Here is an 18777-nt window from a genome sequence, read left to right on the forward strand (position 1 = left end):
CACATTATTACCGCCCTGCGAGCGCCGCCACAGGCGGCCGCCCGGCGATGATAAACCGACCGACAGGCACCCAGATTCGCCGGTGCCAGGGATTTAATTGACCAGGATGAGAACCCACTGATGCCACTCCCGCAATCGCGTTACGACTTACCGCGAATTATTTTCGGCGTGCTGTTTATCGCCATCATGATCGTTGCCTGTTTTTGGGTGATCCAACCGTTTATTCTCGGCTTCGCCTGGGCGGGCATGGTGGTGATCGCCACCTGGCCGTTGCTGCTCAAACTGCAAAAGCTGCTGTGGGGCCGTCGCTCGCTGGCGGTGTTGGTCATGACCCTGCTGCTGATCCTGCTGTTCATTCTGCCGATTTCCCTGCTGATCAGCAGCGTGGTGGATAACAGCGCGCCGCTGATCGCCTGGGCCAGTTCACCCGGCAAGCTGCACATTCCCGATCTCGCCTGGCTGCAGTCCGTGCCGATGATCGGCGACAGGCTCTATACCAGCTACCACACATTGGTTAACGCCGGCGGCGCTGCGCTGCTGGCGAAGGTTCAGCCGTACTTCGGTCAAACCGCCACCTGGTTCGTGGCGCAGGCGGCGCATATCGGCCGTCTGCTGCTGCACTGCGCGCTGATGCTGCTGTTCAGCGCCTTGTTGTATGCGCGCGGCGAGCAGGTGGCGCTGGGTATCCGTCACTTTGCGGTACGCCTCGGTTCCAAACGCGGCGATGCGGCGGTGCTACTGGGCGGCCAGGCGATCCGCGCCGTCGCGCTGGGCGTGGTGGTGACGGCGTTGGTGCAGTCGGTGCTGGGCGGCATCGGTCTGGCGGTGAGCGGCATACCAGCCGCCACCCTGCTGACGATGCTGATCTTTATCTGCTGCGTGGCACAATTGGGGCCGCTGTTGGTGCTGGTGCCGGCCATCATCTGGCTGTACTGGCACGGCGACACCACCTGGGGCACCGTACTGCTGGTCTGGAGCTGCGTGGTAGCGACGCTGGATAACGTGCTGCGCCCGGTGCTGATCCGCATGGGCGCCGACCTGCCGCTGCTGCTGATCCTGTCCGGCGTTATCGGCGGTTTGCTGGCCTTCGGTATGATTGGCCTGTTCATCGGCCCGGTGGTATTGGCAGTATCTTATCGCCTGCTGACCGCCTGGATGGATGAAGCGCCAGAGCCGACCACCGCGCCGGAGCAAGTCATCGAAGATCTGGAAAAACGCTAATCCCCCCCTTCCGCCCGCATCGTCGGGCGGAACATTTCACTCAGGTCATTATTCCTACCTCATTCGAGTAATATCTCCGCCAAATATAATGCCGCCCTATATTGATTACGGTACAGCGAATGAAAGGTGCAATGTAAATCCCTGTTTGTTGCAAGCGGCAAAAAGAGATAACTCCCACAAATAAAATGTGATGGCGCTATCGATTAGGATGATTCTTAATGACTAGTCGCGTTCAAAAATCTAGTATTATGGCCATCTATTGCTTCAAATCACTGATTTTAAAGCAACCTTTCTGAACAATGTAATGCCATACATGTGAATTGCTGTGTGTAGTCTTTGCCCATCTCCTACGGTGGGCTTTTTTTTATTCTTTTTTCGTCGAATTGATTATTTTACGCGCCGTTATTTACATTCGGAAATAAAAAGGCCGCAGCGTTAACTGCGGCCCGGCGTTAATGCCTCAGCGAGGCCGAGACATTATTTCTTTTTCGACAAATTGATCCAGGTCTGCACCACGGTGTCTGGATTGAGCGACAGGCTGTCGATGCCCTGCTCCATCAGCCACTCGGCGAAGTCTTCATGGTCAGACGGGCCCTGGCCGCAGATGCCGACGTATTTGCCGTGGCGTTTGGCCGCCTGAATCGCCATCGACAGCAGCGCTTTCACCGCCTCGTTGCGCTCGTCGAACAGCTCCGACACCACGCCGGAGTCACGATCCAGCCCCAGCGCCAGCTGGGTCATGTCGTTGGAACCGATAGAGAAGCCGTCGAAGTGCTCGAGGAACTGATCCGCCAACAGCGCATTGGACGGGATCTCGCACATCATGATCACTTTCAGCCCGTTTTCACCGCGCTTCAGCCCCTGACGCGCCAGCTCCGCCACCACCGCTTCCGCCTGGGCCACGGTGCGCACGAACGGCACCATGATTTCGACGTTGGTCAGCCCCATTTCGTTACGCACGCGTTTCACCGCCTCGCACTCCAGCGCGAAGCAATCGCGGAAGCTATCGGCCACGTAACGGCCGGCGCCGCGGAAGCCCAGCATCGGGTTCTCTTCGTGTGGTTCATACTTATCGCCGCCCACCAGGTTGGCGTACTCGTTGGATTTGAAGTCGGACAGGCGCACGATCACACGCTTCGGCCAGAAGGCGGCACCCAGCGTCGCGATCCCTTCTGTCAGGCGGCCAACGTAGAACTCGACCGGGTGGTCGTAACCCTGCATTAACGCGCGAATTTCGTTTTGCAGCGCCGGCGTCTGCTGATCGAACTCCAGCAGCGCGCGCGGGTGCACACCGATCATGCGGTTGATGATAAATTCCAGCCGCGCCAGGCCCACGCCTTCATTTGGCAAACGCGCAAAGTCGAAAGCGCGATCCGGGTTGCCGACGTTCATCATGATCTTCAGCGGCAGATCCGGCAGCTCGGTCACTTCGGAGCTCTGCACGCTGAAATCCAGCATGTCGCTGTAAACGAAGCCGGTGTCGCCTTCCGCACAGGAAACGGTGACTTTCTGGCCGTCTTTCAGCACATCGGTGGCGTGGCCGCAGCCCACCACCGCCGGGATGCCCAACTCACGGGCGATGATCGCCGCGTGACAGGTGCGCCCGCCGCGGTTGGTGACGATCGCGGCGGCCTTCTTCATGATCGGCTCCCAGTCCGGGTCGGTCATGTCGGTCACCAGCACGTCGCCCGGCAGGATGCGATCCATTTCGCTGATGTCGTGGATCACTTTCACCGGACCGGCGCCGATGCGATGACCGATGGCGCGGCCTTCCACCAGCACCGGGCTAGTGCCATTCAGCTGGTAGCGCTCCATGGTTTGTTCGTTGGAGCGAACGGTTTCCGGACGCGCCTGCACGATCAGCAGCTTGCCGGTATGGCCGTCTTTCGCCCATTCGATATCCATCGGGCGGCCGTAATGTTTTTCGATCAGGATCGCCTGCTGCGCCAGCGCCTGCACTTCGTCATCCGTCAGCGAGAAACGGCTGCGCTGCGCTTCAGGCACGTCTTCGATGCGCACCTGTTTGCCGTGATCCTGCGACGGCGCGTACACCATGCGGATCTTTTTCGAGCCCAGGTTGCGGCGCACGATCGCCGGCTTGCCTTTTTGCAGCGTCGGTTTGTGCACGTAGAACTCATCCGGGTTCACCGCGCCCTGCACCACCATTTCACCCAGACCGAAGGCGGAGGTGATGAACACCACCTGATCAAAGCCGGACTCGGTATCGATGGTGAACATCACGCCCGAGGAGGCCAGATCCGAGCGCACCATGCGCTGTACGCCCGCCGACAGCGCCACGCCGCGGTGGTCATAGCCCTGGTGCACGCGATAAGAGATAGCGCGGTCGTTGAACAGCGAGGCGAACACGTGCTTGATCGCCACCATTACGGCGTCGATGCCCTGCACGTTGAGGAAGGTTTCCTGCTGGCCGGCGAAGGACGCGTCCGGCATGTCTTCCGCCGTGGCGGAGGAGCGCACCGCAAAGGAAGCTTCCGGTTCGCCGTCGGCGAGCTGTTGGTAAGCCTGATGAATTTCACGCTCGAACTCGGCGTGGAACGGCGTGTCGATCACCCATTGGCGGATCTGGGCGCCGGCCTTGGCCAGTTGGGCAACGTCGTCAACGTCGGTCTGATCCAGTAGCTGATAGATGCGCTGGTTAACACCGCTTTGTTCGAGGAAATCGTTAAACGCCTGTGCGGTGGTGGCAAAACCGTTCGGCACGGCCACGCCCAAATCGGAAAGATTGGTGATCATTTCACCGAGGGAGGCGTTTTTGCCGCCGACACGGTCAACGTCGTGCATGCCAAGCTGGTTGTACCAAAGCACATTACGCAAGTCTGGGCCATTGTTGGACATCGAGACAATCCTTATTGCTATCAGTAGGGTAAAGACGGATTTAATTCGCTTGCTTTACGGCGCCGCTAACACGGAGCCGAATCAGACTAGCACACTGATCTGAGGAAAATGGAAAGGTGAATCGATCAACCCACTGAAGAAAGTGGTTTTTAAGAGAATGTCCTAACCGGCTGATTTGGCAGGGAACCGTTCCCAATCGCACGAAAAGCTTAGTTCTCAACAAATTACGTTCTTTTTAAACTTCTGTTTTAATGACCGCGCAAACGCTACCGTTTTTGGTGAAAATAACGGCAAATTTACGTTTCGGGTCGAAAAACCTCGTTGCGCCACAATTTTTACCGCCGGCAAAACGCGCTTTTCTTCACGCGCCGGCGCAAAGCGCTTTACCGTCCCGCCGTCACAATTTTTTCCCTCCCCCCTTTACCGACGGATCGTCCGCGGCCCATGATATTGACAGTGATGACAGCAGGAACACCGTTTTCAGGTAAGGAGCCTCGGGTGGAAAGAAGCGTTTTTTATATTTCGGATGGTACGGCGATCACCGCCGAAGTGTTGGGGCACGCGGTGCTGTCGCAGTTTCCGGTCACGGCGACCACCTTTACCCTGCCGTTCGTCGAAACCGAGGCGCGCGCGCGCGCAGTTCGCCAGCAAATCGATGATATTTATAATCAAACCGGCGTGCGGCCACTGGTGTTTTACTCCATCATCTCGCCGGAAGTGCGCGATGTGATCGTGCAGAGCCAGGGCTTCTGCCAGGATATCGTGCAGGCGCTGGTCGGCCCGCTGCAGGGCGAGCTGGAAGTGGAACCGACGCCGGTGCCGAACCGCACCCACGGCCTGACCGCCAGCAACCTCGGCAAGTACGACGCGCGCATTGCCGCCATCGACTATACCCTGGCGCATGACGACGGCATTTCGCTGCGCAACCTCGATCAGGCGCAGGTGATCCTGCTCGGCGTGTCGCGCTGCGGCAAAACCCCCACCAGCCTTTATCTGGCGATGCAGTTCGGCATTCGCGCCGCCAACTATCCGTTTATCGCCGACGATATGGATAATTTGCACCTGCCGGCCTCGCTGAAACCGTTTCAGCATAAATTATTCGGCCTGACCATCGATCCGGAACGCCTGGCCGCGATCCGTGAAGAGCGGCGTGAAAACAGCCGTTACGCTTCATTACGCCAGTGCCGCATGGAGATCGCCGAGGTCGAGGCGCTGTTCCGCAAAAATCAGATCCGCTACCTCAATACCACCAATTATTCGGTCGAAGAGATTTCCACCAAAATCCTCGACATCCTCGGTATGAGTCGCCGCATGTTCTGATCATTTTCTCGCGGGGCCGCCGTGCCCCGCCGCCTGCCGTTTATTTCAACAGCAGCTGATTTTTTTGTGCTTTTTTTCGCGGTTTTGATCAACAGAACACAATCTCTACGGTTGAATTCAGCGCTTTTTGCGTTATTGTGATCGCCATCACTTCCCGGCACTCCTGCCGCAGAGAAGAACAGTTTCCAGGGAACAACATGCACAAAACAGATGAACTGCGGACCGCGCGCATCGACAGCCTCGTCACGCCGCAAGCGTTGGCAGACAAGCTGCCGATCTCGGCGGCCGTCGCCGACAACGTGACAGCGTCACGAAAACGCATTGAAAAAATCCTCACCGGTGAAGACCGCCGCCTGCTGGTGGTGATCGGCCCCTGCTCCATCCACGATCTCGACGCCGCCGTCGATTACGCTGGCCGGTTGAACGCCCTGCGCGAACGCTACCAGGATCGTCTGGAAATCGTGATGCGTACCTACTTCGAAAAACCGCGTACCGTCGTCGGCTGGAAAGGCCTGATCTCCGATCCGGCGCTGGACGGCACCTTCCAGGTCAACCGCGGCATCGAAATGGCGCGCCGCCTGCTGCTGGAAGTGAACCAGCTCGGCCTGCCGACCGCCACCGAATTCCTGGACATGGTCGTCGGCCAATACATCGCCGATCTGATCAGCTGGGGCGCCATCGGTGCGCGCACCACCGAAAGCCAGATCCACCGTGAAATGGCCTCGGCGCTCTCCTGCCCGGTCGGCTTCAAAAACGGCACCGACGGCAACACCCGCATCGCCATCGACGCCATTCGCGCGGCGCGCGCCGGGCACATGTTCCTGTCGCCGGACAAACATGGCCAGATGACCATCTACCAGACCAGCGGCAACCCGTACGGCCACATCATCATGCGCGGCGGAAAGACGCCGAACTACCACGCCAGCGACATCGCCGCCGCCTGTGACAGCCTGCGCGAGTTCGATCTGCCTGAACACCTGGTGATCGACTTCAGCCACGGCAACTGCCAGAAAATGCACCGTCGCCAGCTGGAAGTGGCCGACAACGTCTGCCAGCAGATCCGCGCCGGCTCCGCCGCCATCACCGGCGTGATGGCGGAAAGCTTCCTGGTGGAAGGCACGCAGAAAATCGTCGCCGGCCAGCCGCTGACCTATGGCCAGTCGATCACCGATCCTTGCCTGAGCTGGTCCGACAGCGAGCAGTTGCTGGCGATGCTGGCGGATGCGGTTGATAGCCGTTTCTAACCCAGTAGAGGCCGGGGCCACGCCCCCGGCTTTATTCCTTCTGCCCCGCTCATCTATACTGATTGCAACGCTTTAGCGCCCGCCGAAACGCACTGGGAGCCCCGGCATGATTCACTCTCTGTTATCCATCCCCTGCGTCACGCTGCAGGGCGAGCAAAAAACGCTGGGCGATTTCCCGGCGCGCGCTTACCTGGTGGTCAACACCGCCAGCAAGTGCGGCTTCACCCCGCAATACCGTGGGCTGGAAAATTTGTGGCAATACTATCGCGAACGCGGCCTGGTGGTGCTCGGCTTCCCCTGCAACCAGTTTGGTTCTCAGGAGCCGGGCAGTCCGCTGGAGATCGCCAACTTTTGCAGCCTCAACTACGGCGTCAGTTTCCCGCTGTTCAGCAAGATAGACGTTAACGGTCCCGGCGCGCACCCGCTGTTCAATGAGCTGAAACGCCTGGCACCCGGCATTCTGGGCAGCCGCCGCATCAAGTGGAATTTCACCAAATTCCTGCTCACCGCCGACGGCCAGCGTATCACGCGCTTTGCGCCGATCACTAAGCCCGAGCGTTTGTTTGACCGCATCGAAACCCTGCTGAAATAACGCCCCTTTTTTACGGGCCGAGTGCGCTCGGCCCGCCGCCGGATGTCCGTTCGACAAAAAGGTTCCATCGGTAAGAAAATTTTCCTTGATGTAACCTTTCCTTCACATGATAATGATTCTCAGTTTGATATTAATTACCATTTAATGGTCTGTTTTATAAGCACAATGATGATGGATACTGCCAACACGCCTACCCCCGCCGCCGCGGCCCCGACCGAGCACAGCGCAAACGCGCCGCCCAGCTACGACAGCGCACAGCTGCTCGGCACCGACGGCATCGCGTTCATTACCCATCAGGGCCAGCGCTATCAGCTGCGGCAGACCAAAGCCGGGAAATTGATCCTGACCAAATAACCATAGAACCCTCAAACGCCAGCCACCCCGATCGGTTGATCCAGGCAGCCAGCAAATCTATTGATATGTTTTATTACATACGGAGAGTTGCACCATGCCTCTGACATTTTCCACCCGGCTGCGTTTTTCCGCTTTGAGTCTGGCGATTGCCTGCGCTCTGCCTACGGTGGCCTTGGCACAAAACACCAGCACAACATCCTCTTCCAACGCGGCGCCGGCTAAAAAAGCCAAAGCCGCCGACGAGACCATGACGGTGGTCGCCACCGGTAACCAACGCAGCAGCTTTGAAGCGCCGATGATGGTCACGGTCATCGAAGGCAACTCGCCAGAAAGCCAGACCGCCACCTCGGCCGCCGATATGCTGCGCCGCGTGCCGGGCATCACCGTGAACGGCACCGGGCGCAGCAACGGTCAGGACGTAACGATGCGCGGCTACGGCAAAAACGGCGTGCTGACGCTGGTTGACGGCATCCGCCAGGGGACCGATACCGGCCACATCGGCGGCACCTTCCTCGATCCGGCGCTGGTCAAGCGCATTGAAATCGTGCGCGGTCCCTCTGCGTTGCTGTATGGCAGCGGCGCGCTGGGCGGCGTCATCGCCTACGAGACCGTCGATGCCGCCGATCTGCTGCTGCCGGGCCACGATACCGGGTTCCGCGTCTACGGCACCGCCGGCAGCGGCGATCACAGCCTGGGCATGGGCGCCAGCGCCTACGGCAAGACCGATAACCTCGACGGTTTGCTGTCGTTCGGCACCCGCGACGTCGGTAATCTGCGTCAGGGCAACGGCTTCGATGCGCCTAACGACGAAACCATCAGCAACGTGCTGGCAAAAGGCACCTGGAAAATCGACGACAATCAGTCATTGAGCGGCGATCTGCGCTACTACAACAACAGCGCCCAGGAGCCGAAAAACCCGCAGACGCCGGGCAGCTCGAGCGGCAACCCGATGACCAACCGCTCCACCCTCCAGCGTGATGCCGCTCTGAGCTATAAGCTCAAGCCGGTCGGCCAGGATTGGCTGGACGCCACCGCGAAACTGTACACCTCGGAAGTCAAAATCAATGCGCACAACGCCGGTGCGACCGACGAATTCCGCAAGCAGACCACCAACGGCGGCAAGCTGGAAAACCGCACGCGTCTGTTCGCCGACAGCTTTGCGTCACACCTGCTGACCTACGGCTCCGAAGTGTATGAACAGAAACAGCAGCCGGGCGGCGCCACCACCAGTTTCCCGCAGGCCAAGATCAACTTCGCCTCCGGCTGGCTGCAGGATGAAATTACGCTGCGCGACATTCCGATCACCGTGCTGGCCGGCACGCGCTACGACGATTACAAAGGCAGCAGCCAGGGCCACGAAGACGTCAAGGCCGACAAATGGTCGTCCCGCGGGGCCCTGAGCTACTCGCCGACCGACTGGCTGATGCTGTTCGGCTCCTATTCCCAGGCCTTCCGCGCCCCGACCATGGGCGAGATGTACAACGATTCGCGTCACTTCCCCGGCAACTATTGGGTGCCTAATCCGAATCTGCGGCCGGAAACCACCAGCACCACCGAAGCCGGTTTCGGCTTGCGCTTCGACGATCTGCTGCTGGCGGATGACAGCCTGCAATTCAAGGCCAGTTACTTCGATACCGACGCCAAAGACTACATCTTCATGTATGTCACTCGCACGCAGACCGCCTCAGCGAATATCTCTCGCGCCAAGATTTGGGGTTGGGACACCTCGCTGAACTACCAGACCAAGTGGTTTAACTGGGATCTGGCTTACAACCGCACACGCGGCAAGGACAAGTCTCGCAATGGCGAATTGAACGCGAAAAGCGGCGATTGGCTGGCCGACATCAGCCCGGATACCATCACCAGTTCGCTGGACGTGCCGCTGGGCGAAACCGGTTTGTCCGCCGGCTGGGTCGCCACCTTCGCCGAACGCGCCACCCGCGTACAAACGGGGACGCCGGAGCAAGGCGGCTATGGCGTCAACGACTTCTATCTGAGCTACAAGGGCCGCGATCGGCTGCAGGGCATGACCACCACCGTGGTACTGGGCAACGCCTTCGACAAAGAATATTACTCGCCGCAGGGCGTCCCGCAGGATGGCCGCAACGCCAAACTGCTGGTCAGCTACCAGTGGTAATCATTTGACTATCTGGCGGACAACCCGGTTGTCCGCCGTTCGCATTACAGCGCAGGAGAATCCCGCATGAGCAACACCCTATACGAACGCTACCAACAGGCCAAAATCGACCACCCCGGCAAATACGCCCGCGATCTGGCGGCGATCCTTGGCGTCAGCGAAGCGGAGCTGACGCACGCCCGCGTCGGCCACGACACTCGCCGCCTGCAGGCCGACGCGCGCACCCTGCTGACCGAGCTTGAGCAGGTCGGCGTCACCAAGTCCATCACCCGCAACAGCTATGCGGTGCATGAGCAGATGGGCCGCTACCGCAACCAGCACCTCAACGGCCACGCCGGGCTGATCCTCAACCCGCGCGAGCTGGATCTGCGCCTGTTCCTCAACCACTGGACCAGCGTTTTCGCTATGAGCGAAACCAACAAACGCGGCGTGCGCCACAGCATCCAGTTCTTCGACCAACAGGGCGATGCGCTGCACAAGGTCTACACCACCGAAGAGACCGATCTGCCGGCCTGGATGGCGCTGGTGGAGCGCCACCTGAGCGAAGAAAACCCGGCGCTGGCGCTGCAACCCGCCGAGGTGAGCACCGCGGATGAAACGACGCAGGATCATGCCAAAATCGACGGTGAATGGCGCGCGATGACCGACGTTCACCAGTTCTTCCAGCTGCTGAGCCGCAATAAGCTCACGCGCCAGCAGGCGTTCCGCGCCGTCGGCGACGATCTGGCCTATCAGGTAGACAACAGCGCGCTGTCGCAGCTGCTGCAAGCGGCGCAGCAGCAGCAAAACGAGATCATGATCTTCGTCGGCAACCGCGGCTGCGTGCAGATCTTCACCGGCCAGATCGAACGTTTGATGCCGCAGGAAGGCTGGATCAACGTGTTCAACCGCCGCTTCACGCTGCACCTGATTGAAGACGCCATCGCCGAAAGCTGGATCACTCGCAAACCGACCAAGGACGGCATCGTCACCAGCCTGGAGCTGTTCGCCGCCGATGGCACGCAGATTGCGCAGCTGTATGGCCAGCGTACCGAAGGGCAGCCGGAACAAACCCAGTGGCGCGAGCAGGTTGCCGCGCTCGCCGCCAAGGACATCGCCGCATGAAATCTTCCTTGATCCGCCGCCTGACGCTGATGATGACGCTGGCGCTGCCGCTCACCGCGGCGGCGGTGCAGCGCATCGTCTCGATCGGCGGCGACGTGACGGAAATCGCCTTCGCGCTCGGCGCCGGCGACGACGTGATCGCCCGTGACAGCACCAGTCTGCATCCGGAGGCGGTGAAAAAGCTGCCGGACGTCGGCTACATGCGCCAACTGAACGCCGAAGGCATTTTGGCGCTGAAACCGACGCTGGTGCTGACGACCGAGCTGGCGCAGCCGGCGCTGGTGCTCAAACAGTTGGCGGACAGCGGCGTCAAAGTGGTCAGCGTGCCGGGTGACACCACCCTGCAGGCGGTGCCGCAGAAAATCGCTACGATCGCCGCCGCGTTGCAACGCGTTGAGCAAGGCAAACAGCTGAGCGAGCGCTATCAACAGCAGCTGGCGGCGGTCGATACCTCTCCGCTGCCGGTCAAGGTGCTGTTCGTGATGAGCCACGGCGGCATTACGCCGATGGCTGCCGGGCAACACACCGCCGCCGACGCGGTGATCGCCGCCGCCGGACTGAAAAACGCCATGCAGGGCTTTGACCGCTACCGTCCGCTGTCGCAGGAAGGCGTCATCGCCAGCGCGCCGGATCTGTTGCTGGTCACCACCGACGGCGTGCGCACCCTCGGCGGCGAACAGCAGCTGTGGACGCTGCCGGGCCTGGCGTTGACGCCGGCGGGCAAGCAGCGCCGCGTACTGATCGTCGATGACATGGCGCTGCTGGGCTTCGGTCTGGAAACGCCGGCGGCGCTGGCCAAACTGCGCCACGCGGCGGAGCAAAAGTAATGCGCAGTCGCACCTCGCCTCAGTTGGCCATCATCGGCCTGCTGGTGCTGCTGACGTTGCTGGCGCTGGTCGCCGCCAACCTGGGCGCGCTGACGCTGTCGTTTCGCACCCTGTGGCGCGAACCCTTCAGCGACGCCGCCTGGCACATCTGGCTGAACATTCGTCTGCCGCGCGTGCTGCTGGCAGTAGTGATCGGCTGCGCATTGGCAGTGTCCGGCGCGGTGATGCAGGGGCTGTTCCGCAACCCGCTGGCGGATCCGAGCCTTCTGGGCATCAGCAGCGGCGGCGCGCTGTTTGTCGCCCTGTTCATCGTGATGCCGCTGGCGTTGCCGGTGACGATCGCGCTATACGGCCATATGCTGGCGGCGTTCCTCGGCAGCCTGCTGGTATCGCTTTTGATCTACGGCATCAGCCGCAGCGGGCACGGCAATCTGTCGCGGCTGCTGCTGGCGGGCATCGCCATCAACGCCCTGTGCATGGCGGCCATCGGCGTGCTCTCCTACATCAGCAGCGATCAACAGCTGCGCCAGTTCTCGCTGTGGATGATGGGCAGCCTCAGCCAGTCGCAGTGGCCGACGCTGGCCGTTTCCGCCTCGCTGATCCTGCCTACGGCGCTGCTGACGCTGTTGCAGGCGCGCCGGCTGAATCTGTTGCAGCTGGGGGACGAAGAGGCCCACTACCTCGGGGTGAACGTCCAGCGCGCCAAGCTGCAGCTGCTGTTGCTGAGCGCCCTGCTGATCGGCGCGGCGGTAGCGATGAGCGGCGTGATCGGCTTCGTCGGTCTGGTGGTGCCACATCTGGTGCGCATGCGCCTTGGCGGCGATCACCGCTGGCTACTGCCCTGCTCCGCGCTGGGCGGCGCCTGCCTGCTGCTGGTCAGCGATACGCTGGCGCGCACACTGGTGGCGCCGGCCGAAATGCCGGTAGGCTTGATGACCAGCCTGATCGGCGGTCCTTACTTCTTATGGCTGGTGATGCGCCAGCGGGAGCGAACCGGTGGATAACGCCGCCTGCCTGACAGCCCGAGAGCTGCGTTACAGCCTCGGTACGCGCCGCTTGATCAACGACGTTTCGCTCAGCCTCGCCAGCGGTGAGATGGTGGCGATTATCGGCCCTAACGGCGCCGGCAAATCGACGCTGCTGCGCTTGCTGACCGGCTATCTGACGCCGGACTGCGGCGAATGCCGGCTGCTCGACCGCCCGCTGGAACACTGGGCGCCGCAGCAGTTGGCCAAAGTCCGAGCCGTGATGCGCCAATACAGCGATCTGGCGTTTCCCTTCAGCGTGGAAGAAGTGGTCAGCATGGGGCGATCGCCGCACGGCAAACGCGACGAGCATCAGGCGATCCAACAGGTGATGGAACAAACCGACTGCCTGGCGCTGGCGCAGCGCGATTACCGCCGGTTGTCCGGTGGCGAACAGCAGCGGGTGCAGTTGGCGCGGGTGTTGGCGCAGCTGTGGCAACCGCAACCGTCTCCCGCCTGGCTGTTTCTCGACGAGCCGACCTCGGCGCTGGATCTGTATCACCAGCAGCACACCCTGCGCCTGCTGCGCTCGCTGACACGTCAACAGCCGCTGGGCGTCTGCTGCGTGCTGCACGATCTCAATCTGGCGGCGCTGTACGCCGATCGGATCCTGCTGTTGCATCAGGGACGTCTGGTGGCGAGCGGCACGCCGCAAGAGGTCCTGCAGACGGAGATCCTCACCCGCTGGTATCAGGCCGATCTCGGCGTGGTGCATCATCCCGAAGTGTCTCTGCCGCAGGTCTATCTGCGACAATGAAACGTTCAAGGGCGCCATGAGGCGTAATGCCGCTCAGTTAATCCTGAGTGGCATTTTTTTATCCAGCCTCTGGGCGTTCTGTGCTGGGGAATTGCCGTAAATGTCCGCATTTCTCTGTGGCCAATATGAACGGCAATTGGAGGGGCCGATGGCGCGACCCCTCCACCCGCGCCTTCGCTTAACACCATCTGTCCGCTACGCGGATACCCTCGCCGCGTCTGCGTTGTCGGGCGGGTCTGCTGCGACAAACGTCCCTGTTAGTCTCGCCTCAACTGGCCTTCCCTGGCCGGTTGACCCTGACAACGCCGTCTTGCTCGGCAGCCGGTGATGCGCGCCCAAGGTCAACACCTGAGCTGGCTGCTACCGGGAAATCTGTCGCTTATGAGGTTCTGGTAGAGAAGTTGGAGATGAGCGCGGTGTTGGGCGCCCTTGAAGACGCCGAACGCAGGCATAGCGCATTAGGCGAAACCGCCATGGACGGCGGTTTCAGGTGAGACAGGCAGGGACGCCTGTCGCAACCGGCCTCAATGCGGTATGGCGGAGAGAGGGGAGTTGGCAAAGCCAACCGTCTGATAGGGCAAAGGCGCGGGTTGCCAGGGGCCGCGCCTTCGGCCCCTGGCTCGGTCGAGGTGTGGGAGCCACATGGGGCATCTCACTTTTATCGACCGAAAATTTCACGAACGCCTGCATAAAAACGCTAACTGACCAGCATTACGCCATGAGGCGCCCTTTTTCATCTCAACTGGAGCAGGAAATCTCCAGATGTTTGCCCCAATCCGGCGGCAGCGCAGCAAGATCGTCATACTCCGGCGCATCGTCGAACGGCCTCAGCAGAGCCTGATGCAACCGCCGCAAACGGCCCACGTCGTCTTTCTCCGCATCCTCAATCGCCTGCTGCGCCAGATAGTTGCGCAGGATCAGGCGCGGGTTCACCGCCTTCATCGCCCGTTGCCGTTCCGCATCGCTGACCTGTTCCTGTTGCAAGCGCTGACGATACTGTTGATACCAGGCGTCGAACGCCGCACGGTCGATAAACTCGTCGCGCAGCGGCGACTGCGCCTGCTGCTGTTCGGTCTCGCTCAACAAGCGGAACGTGCGGGTATAGTCCCGCCCTTCCTGCGCCATCAGGCTCAACAGACCGGTGAGCACGTCATTATCCTGCGCCGTCGGCGTGAAGAAGCCGAGTTTGGCGCGCATCTGTTCACCGTAGGCGCGCATCAGCGCCGGCTCATACGCCGACAGCGCCTGCTGCAGCTGCTCGGTGGTCATCAACCCAGACAGGGTTTGTGCCAGGCGATGCAGGTTCCACAGCGCCACCGCCGGCTGATTGTCGAAGGCGTAACGCCCCTGGTGATCGGAGTGGTTGCAGATATAGCCGGGCTGGTAGTCGTCCAGGAAGCCATAAGGGCCGTAATCGATGGTGATACCGAGAATCGACATATTGTCGGTGTTCATCACGCCGTGGGCGAAACCGACGGTTTGCCAATGGGCGATCAAACGCGCCGTGCGTTCGACCACGTCGGTAAACCACAGCAGGTAACGCTCAGCCAGATCCTGCAACTGTGGCCAGTGACGGGCGATGACGAAATCCGCCAGCTGCCGCACTTGCTCCGGCTGTTTACGGTAATAAAAGTGTTCGAAGTGGCCGAAGCGCACATGGCTTTCCGCCACTCGCATCAGCATGGCGCCGCGTTCTGGCTGCTCGCGATATACCGGTTGCTGGCTGGTGACGATAGTCAACGCTCGGGTGGTGGGGATCCCCAGATGGTGCAGCGCCTCAGAGGCAAGAAACTCGCGGATAACCGAACGCAGCACCGCGCGGCCATCCCCCATGCGTGAATATGGCGTTAGCCCGGCCCCCTTCAAGTGCCAATCGCGGTGGCTGCCATCCGCCATGACCTGTTCGCCCAGCAAAATGCCGCGGCCATCACCCAGTTGCCCGGCCCACACGCCGAACTGGTGGCCGCTGTACACCTGTGCCAGCGGCTGCATACCGGGCAGCAGCGATTCTCCCGCCCAAATGGGGGTTTTATCCTGGGTAAACCAGCTTTCATCCAGCCCCAGCTCGCGTGCCAGCGGCTCGCTATGGTACAGCAGGCGTGCATCCTTGAGCGGTGTCGGGTTCAGGGCGGTGTAGAAACCGGGTAACTGTTGGTAGTAAGCGTTATCGAACTGCGGCATAGGCCCTCCGTTTCAGCGTAGTGTAGAGCCTGAACGGGCGGATTAACACCGAAGGAATGCAGGGAGAACGCATCCGCCTGTCACCAGGGCGGATGCGGGGAGTTTGGCGTTGCCCCTCAGCTGAGGAAACGCGCTTTAACGTCGGCTGACAAACGCAGTTATCAGCATAAAGCGATGGCGAATAACGGCGACGGGATCACAGTAACCTCACCCCGTGCATTATTTACCTCATTGTGTGTAGTTTTTTATATCACTTCTTAATTATTGAACTCGCTGGGCCTCGCCAGCAAAGCTTGCAGATTATCCACACCAACGCTGGGCCATAAAAAACCTTGCAGGCCTAAAACACCGGCGTATCTGAGTTTATTAAAGTACTCTTTTTTCTCTATTCCTCCGACGATTACGCCTTTACATAACAGGTTGATATTCTTTAACAACGAGTCGATGACCACGTCATATCCCTGATGGGTAAACAGCTGCCAGTAAAAACGCTTGTCTATCTTTACATAGTCAAACAAACCATCGTACAGCGCGGTCAACGTGGCTTTACCGGAACCGAAATCATCGAGCCACAGCGAAAACATTTCGCTTAATCGCCGCACGCTCGGGTTGTTCTTCCCGGCCGAAAGATTCGGAAAACTCTCACTGATTTCAAATGCAATAAAAGGATATTGCCCGATCCGTTGACATAACGCCGAATCAGAAAGAATAAGTTCGACGATGGTTTCTTCGATATTGATGGTCAACTGCACGTTGTTACCGGTAAACCAAGCCGCATGCTGCTCCGCAAGTTTCAATTGCTCATTAAATAACTCAATCCTTTGTTCAGACGTCAATAAATTAATCCCAATTTCGGCCGGCATGGCTAAATCACCGTCGAGACTGTTGAAACGGCTCAACATTTCAACCGCCAACAGCCCGCCCTCCATTGAGTAAACAGGTTGCAAAACATAGCTACTAATAAAGTCAGCTTCGAGTTGGATGTTCATTTTAATGCCACAGGATGAATGGCTAGCGTATCATCGTATATCAATATATTTTATCGATCAATCCCTCTGGGATTAATCGGAAATATCAATGTAAATACCCATGAAATATCATTTAATTGATAGATTAAAGCTATACGACAATCGTGAAAGGCGCAAAGAAAAGCAGCCTGACTTATGCCATAGCGACCGCCAAACGCGTTATGTGAAAAGGTATTTGGCTTAAGTTGAATGGATTGGCGGCTAAATTTGACTTATCCCCCTTGTTTTATTTAAGAAAAATCTTAAATAAAGTAAAATAATCTTTCCTCCTTAACGCGGATTTTTCCCACCGTTAACGACGACTGATTAAATTTAATAACGCATCAATTCCGCCCGTTATTCTCGGCATTGAAAATGTAAAAAAGTGCCCATCTTGATTTTCAGAAAATCTGCGCTACGCCCCTGCTAAACGCCGATTTCAGCGATAAAAAAAGGGATGAGCACGCTCATCCCCTTCACCATTCCCACTCCGGCTAACGGATCGTTTCGCTCAGCCATTGCCGCAACTCGGCTAATTCGGCCGCCTGTTGAGGATACTCCGCCATCAGTCGGTCACAGCAGGCGGCGACGGGCTCACTGCGGTACGCGCAGCCCACCAGCATGTCCGCCAACCGCTGCAGCGGAGCGGGATTCAGGCTATCGGTGAACACCTGCGCGCGAACAATCGCCCCCTTCTCCACATCGAAGAACAAGTCTACGCCGCCCCAGACGAAACGCTCGTTAAGCAAGTGGCTGAACGCCGGCGCCTTGCCAAAATTCCATTCCCAACTGCTCTGTTTGGCGAACTGCGCGGCAAAATCGGGCAGATCGGGGAACACGTCCGGCGAAATAATCTCCGGCTCGACCGTCTCGCCATAGTGGGCGAAGAAGGCCTGTACGATGGCGTCGCATACCTGCGCATGGCTGATACCCGTCAAAAACTCCGCCAGATTGGCGACGCGCGAACGCACCGAGGTAATCCCCTTGGCCTGCAGCTTTTTGGGATCCGGATTGAGATAGTCCGCCAACCGTTCCAGATCGGCATTCAGCAGCAGCGTACCGTGATGGAAACCGCGATCCTGCGTTTCTCGATAGGCCGAGCCGGATATTTTGCGCGGCCCGTCGGCGGTTTCCATCACCAGATCGTTACGCCCCGATGCGCTGGCCGCCACGCCCAGCTCCCGCAGCGCTTGCAGAATGATGTCGGTCGAGACGCTCTTGTCGTAGCCCGGCTTGCCGGCCATAAAGGTGAAGCAGGTATTGCCCAGGTCGTGAAATACCGCCCCGCCGCCGCTGCTGCGCCGCGCCAGCCGAATGCCATCCTGCTCCATGCGCCGGGTATTGCACTCTTTCCAGGGGTTCTGCGACTGACCAATCACCACCGTTTCGGCATTGCGCCACAGGAAGAGAATTTTTTGCGTGGTCATTTCGCGGAAGATGCACTCTTCCACTGCCAGGTTGAACCAGGGATCGTAGGAGTCGGAGATCAGTAAACGCAGGCTGTTCATGGCAGGCACCGTTCAAAACACGAGATGCCGCCATGATACACCAAATCAACGGGTTAAGGTTAAATGCGTCGCGCCTGCCAGTACACACGCTTCCAATAGACGTTATCGAGCGAGGAGCGGATCACCCCGCGACTGGTCGAGGCGTGGATAAATTGGTCGTTGGTATCGTATATGCCGACGTGCAGGCCGTTCTCACCGCCGCCGGTTTTGAAAAACACCAGGTCGCCCGGCATCAACTCATCACGCGAAACCTTGGTACCCAGCGAGGTTTGTTCTTCGGTCGAACGCGGCAGCTGCATGTCGAAACGATCGCGGAACGTGCGGTAAACAAAGCCGGAACAATCCACGCCGCCGCGATCCAAGCCGCCGTAACGGTACGGCGTGCCGTACCACTGACGCAGTTGCTCGTTGAGCTGGGCCACCACCACGATAGAGTCCGCCAGGCGGCCGCTCGGCGGCGGCGCATGGCTGCTGCAGCCGGCGAGGATCAAACTGGCTAATAAAAACCACACACGCATCCGCATAATATTCCTTCATTGAACACGCTGCCGCATTATGCCAATCGGCACACCACCACCGCCTGCGAGGCAAAGCCGGCCCCACGTAAGGAGAGCGCTATTTGGCGTTAATTTATCTCCCGCACG

Annotated in this window: 15 protein-coding genes and 1 other RNA gene; 11 read left to right on the forward strand and 5 right to left on the reverse strand. The window is 59.4% G+C overall.

Annotated elements, in window-relative coordinates; translation table 11 throughout:
• Positions 1–120: 120 nt before the first annotated feature.
• Both ydiK and rprA read left to right on the forward strand, forming a co-directional pair.
• Positions 121–1221 (forward strand): AI-2E family transporter YdiK, encoded by a 1101-nt coding sequence (ydiK, locus tag ACJ8HA_RS06880; protein WP_025302642.1) that lies wholly within the window; start codon positions 121–123, stop codon positions 1219–1221.
• Between the two features lie 258 nt (positions 1222–1479).
• An RNA gene (gene rprA, locus ACJ8HA_RS06885) (antisense sRNA RprA) lies at positions 1480–1589 on the forward strand.
• A 109-nt stretch (positions 1590–1698) separates the two neighbouring features.
• On the opposite strand, the gene ppsA is transcribed toward rprA, so the two are convergent.
• Complete coding sequence (gene ppsA, locus ACJ8HA_RS06890) at positions 1699–4077, reverse strand: phosphoenolpyruvate synthase (protein WP_049209411.1); 2379 nt, start codon at positions 4075–4077, stop codon at positions 1699–1701.
• A 459-nt stretch (positions 4078–4536) separates the two neighbouring features.
• On the opposite strand from ppsA, the gene ppsR reads away from it, so the two are divergent.
• From ppsR to ACJ8HA_RS06935, 9 genes are all read left to right on the forward strand, one after another.
• Positions 4537–5397 (forward strand): posphoenolpyruvate synthetase regulatory kinase/phosphorylase PpsR, encoded by an 861-nt coding sequence (ppsR, locus tag ACJ8HA_RS06895; RefSeq protein ID WP_161781785.1) that lies wholly within the window; start codon positions 4537–4539, stop codon positions 5395–5397.
• A gap of 197 nt (positions 5398–5594) precedes the next feature.
• Entirely contained in the window at positions 5595–6641 is a 1047-nt protein-coding gene (locus ACJ8HA_RS06900; RefSeq protein WP_004931381.1) for a 3-deoxy-7-phosphoheptulonate synthase, read from the forward strand.
• Between the two features lie 106 nt (positions 6642–6747).
• A complete protein-coding gene (locus ACJ8HA_RS06905; RefSeq protein WP_025302639.1) occupies positions 6748–7233 on the forward strand; it encodes a glutathione peroxidase in 486 nt (161 codons plus the stop codon).
• A 171-nt stretch (positions 7234–7404) separates the two neighbouring features.
• Positions 7405–7587 carry a hemin uptake protein HemP gene (hemP, locus tag ACJ8HA_RS06910; protein ID WP_043141213.1) on the forward strand — a complete coding sequence of 61 codons (183 nt, stop codon included), beginning with the start codon at positions 7405–7407 and terminating at the stop codon, positions 7585–7587.
• Positions 7588–7681: 94 nt separating this feature from the next.
• Positions 7682–9724, forward strand: coding sequence for a TonB-dependent hemoglobin/transferrin/lactoferrin family receptor (locus ACJ8HA_RS06915; protein WP_197812699.1), 2043 nt, complete (start codon positions 7682–7684; stop codon positions 9722–9724).
• 66 nt (positions 9725–9790) lie between these two features.
• Positions 9791–10828, forward strand: a complete 1038-nt coding sequence (locus ACJ8HA_RS06920; protein ID WP_060447245.1) for a hemin-degrading factor — start codon at positions 9791–9793, stop codon at positions 10826–10828.
• Entirely contained in the window at positions 10825–11655 is an 831-nt protein-coding gene (locus ACJ8HA_RS06925; protein ID WP_164067546.1) for a heme/hemin ABC transporter substrate-binding protein, read from the forward strand. Before ACJ8HA_RS06920 ends, ACJ8HA_RS06925 begins: the two co-directional genes overlap by 4 nt.
• Positions 11655–12659 carry a FecCD family ABC transporter permease gene (locus tag ACJ8HA_RS06930; RefSeq protein WP_089180832.1) on the forward strand — a complete coding sequence of 335 codons (1005 nt, stop codon included), beginning with the start codon at positions 11655–11657 and terminating at the stop codon, positions 12657–12659. Before ACJ8HA_RS06925 ends, ACJ8HA_RS06930 begins: the two co-directional genes overlap by 1 nt.
• Positions 12652–13437, forward strand: a complete 786-nt coding sequence (locus ACJ8HA_RS06935; protein WP_025302633.1) for a heme ABC transporter ATP-binding protein — start codon at positions 12652–12654, stop codon at positions 13435–13437. Before ACJ8HA_RS06930 ends, ACJ8HA_RS06935 begins: the two co-directional genes overlap by 8 nt.
• A gap of 738 nt (positions 13438–14175) precedes the next feature.
• On the opposite strand, the gene ACJ8HA_RS06940 is transcribed toward ACJ8HA_RS06935, so the two are convergent.
• From ACJ8HA_RS06940 to ACJ8HA_RS06955, 4 genes are all read right to left on the reverse strand, one after another.
• Positions 14176–15618 (reverse strand): protein adenylyltransferase SelO, encoded by a 1443-nt coding sequence (locus tag ACJ8HA_RS06940; RefSeq protein WP_060432953.1) that lies wholly within the window; start codon positions 15616–15618, stop codon positions 14176–14178.
• 257 nt (positions 15619–15875) lie between these two features.
• Positions 15876–16607: an EAL domain-containing protein gene (locus tag ACJ8HA_RS06945; protein ID WP_043143424.1), complete on the reverse strand. Its 732-nt coding sequence runs from the start codon at positions 16605–16607 to the stop codon at positions 15876–15878.
• A 512-nt stretch (positions 16608–17119) separates the two neighbouring features.
• Positions 17120–18133, reverse strand: a complete 1014-nt coding sequence (locus ACJ8HA_RS06950; protein ID WP_197812701.1) for a lipoate--protein ligase A — start codon at positions 18131–18133, stop codon at positions 17120–17122.
• A gap of 59 nt (positions 18134–18192) precedes the next feature.
• Positions 18193–18657, reverse strand: a complete 465-nt coding sequence (locus tag ACJ8HA_RS06955; RefSeq protein ID WP_016927954.1) for an NlpC/P60 family protein — start codon at positions 18655–18657, stop codon at positions 18193–18195.
• Between the last annotated feature and the right edge of the window lie 120 nt (positions 18658–18777).

The organism is Serratia sp. CY33802 (genome assembly GCF_052169095.1).
GTDB classification, from domain to species: Bacteria; Pseudomonadota; Gammaproteobacteria; order Enterobacterales; family Enterobacteriaceae; genus Serratia; species Serratia bockelmannii.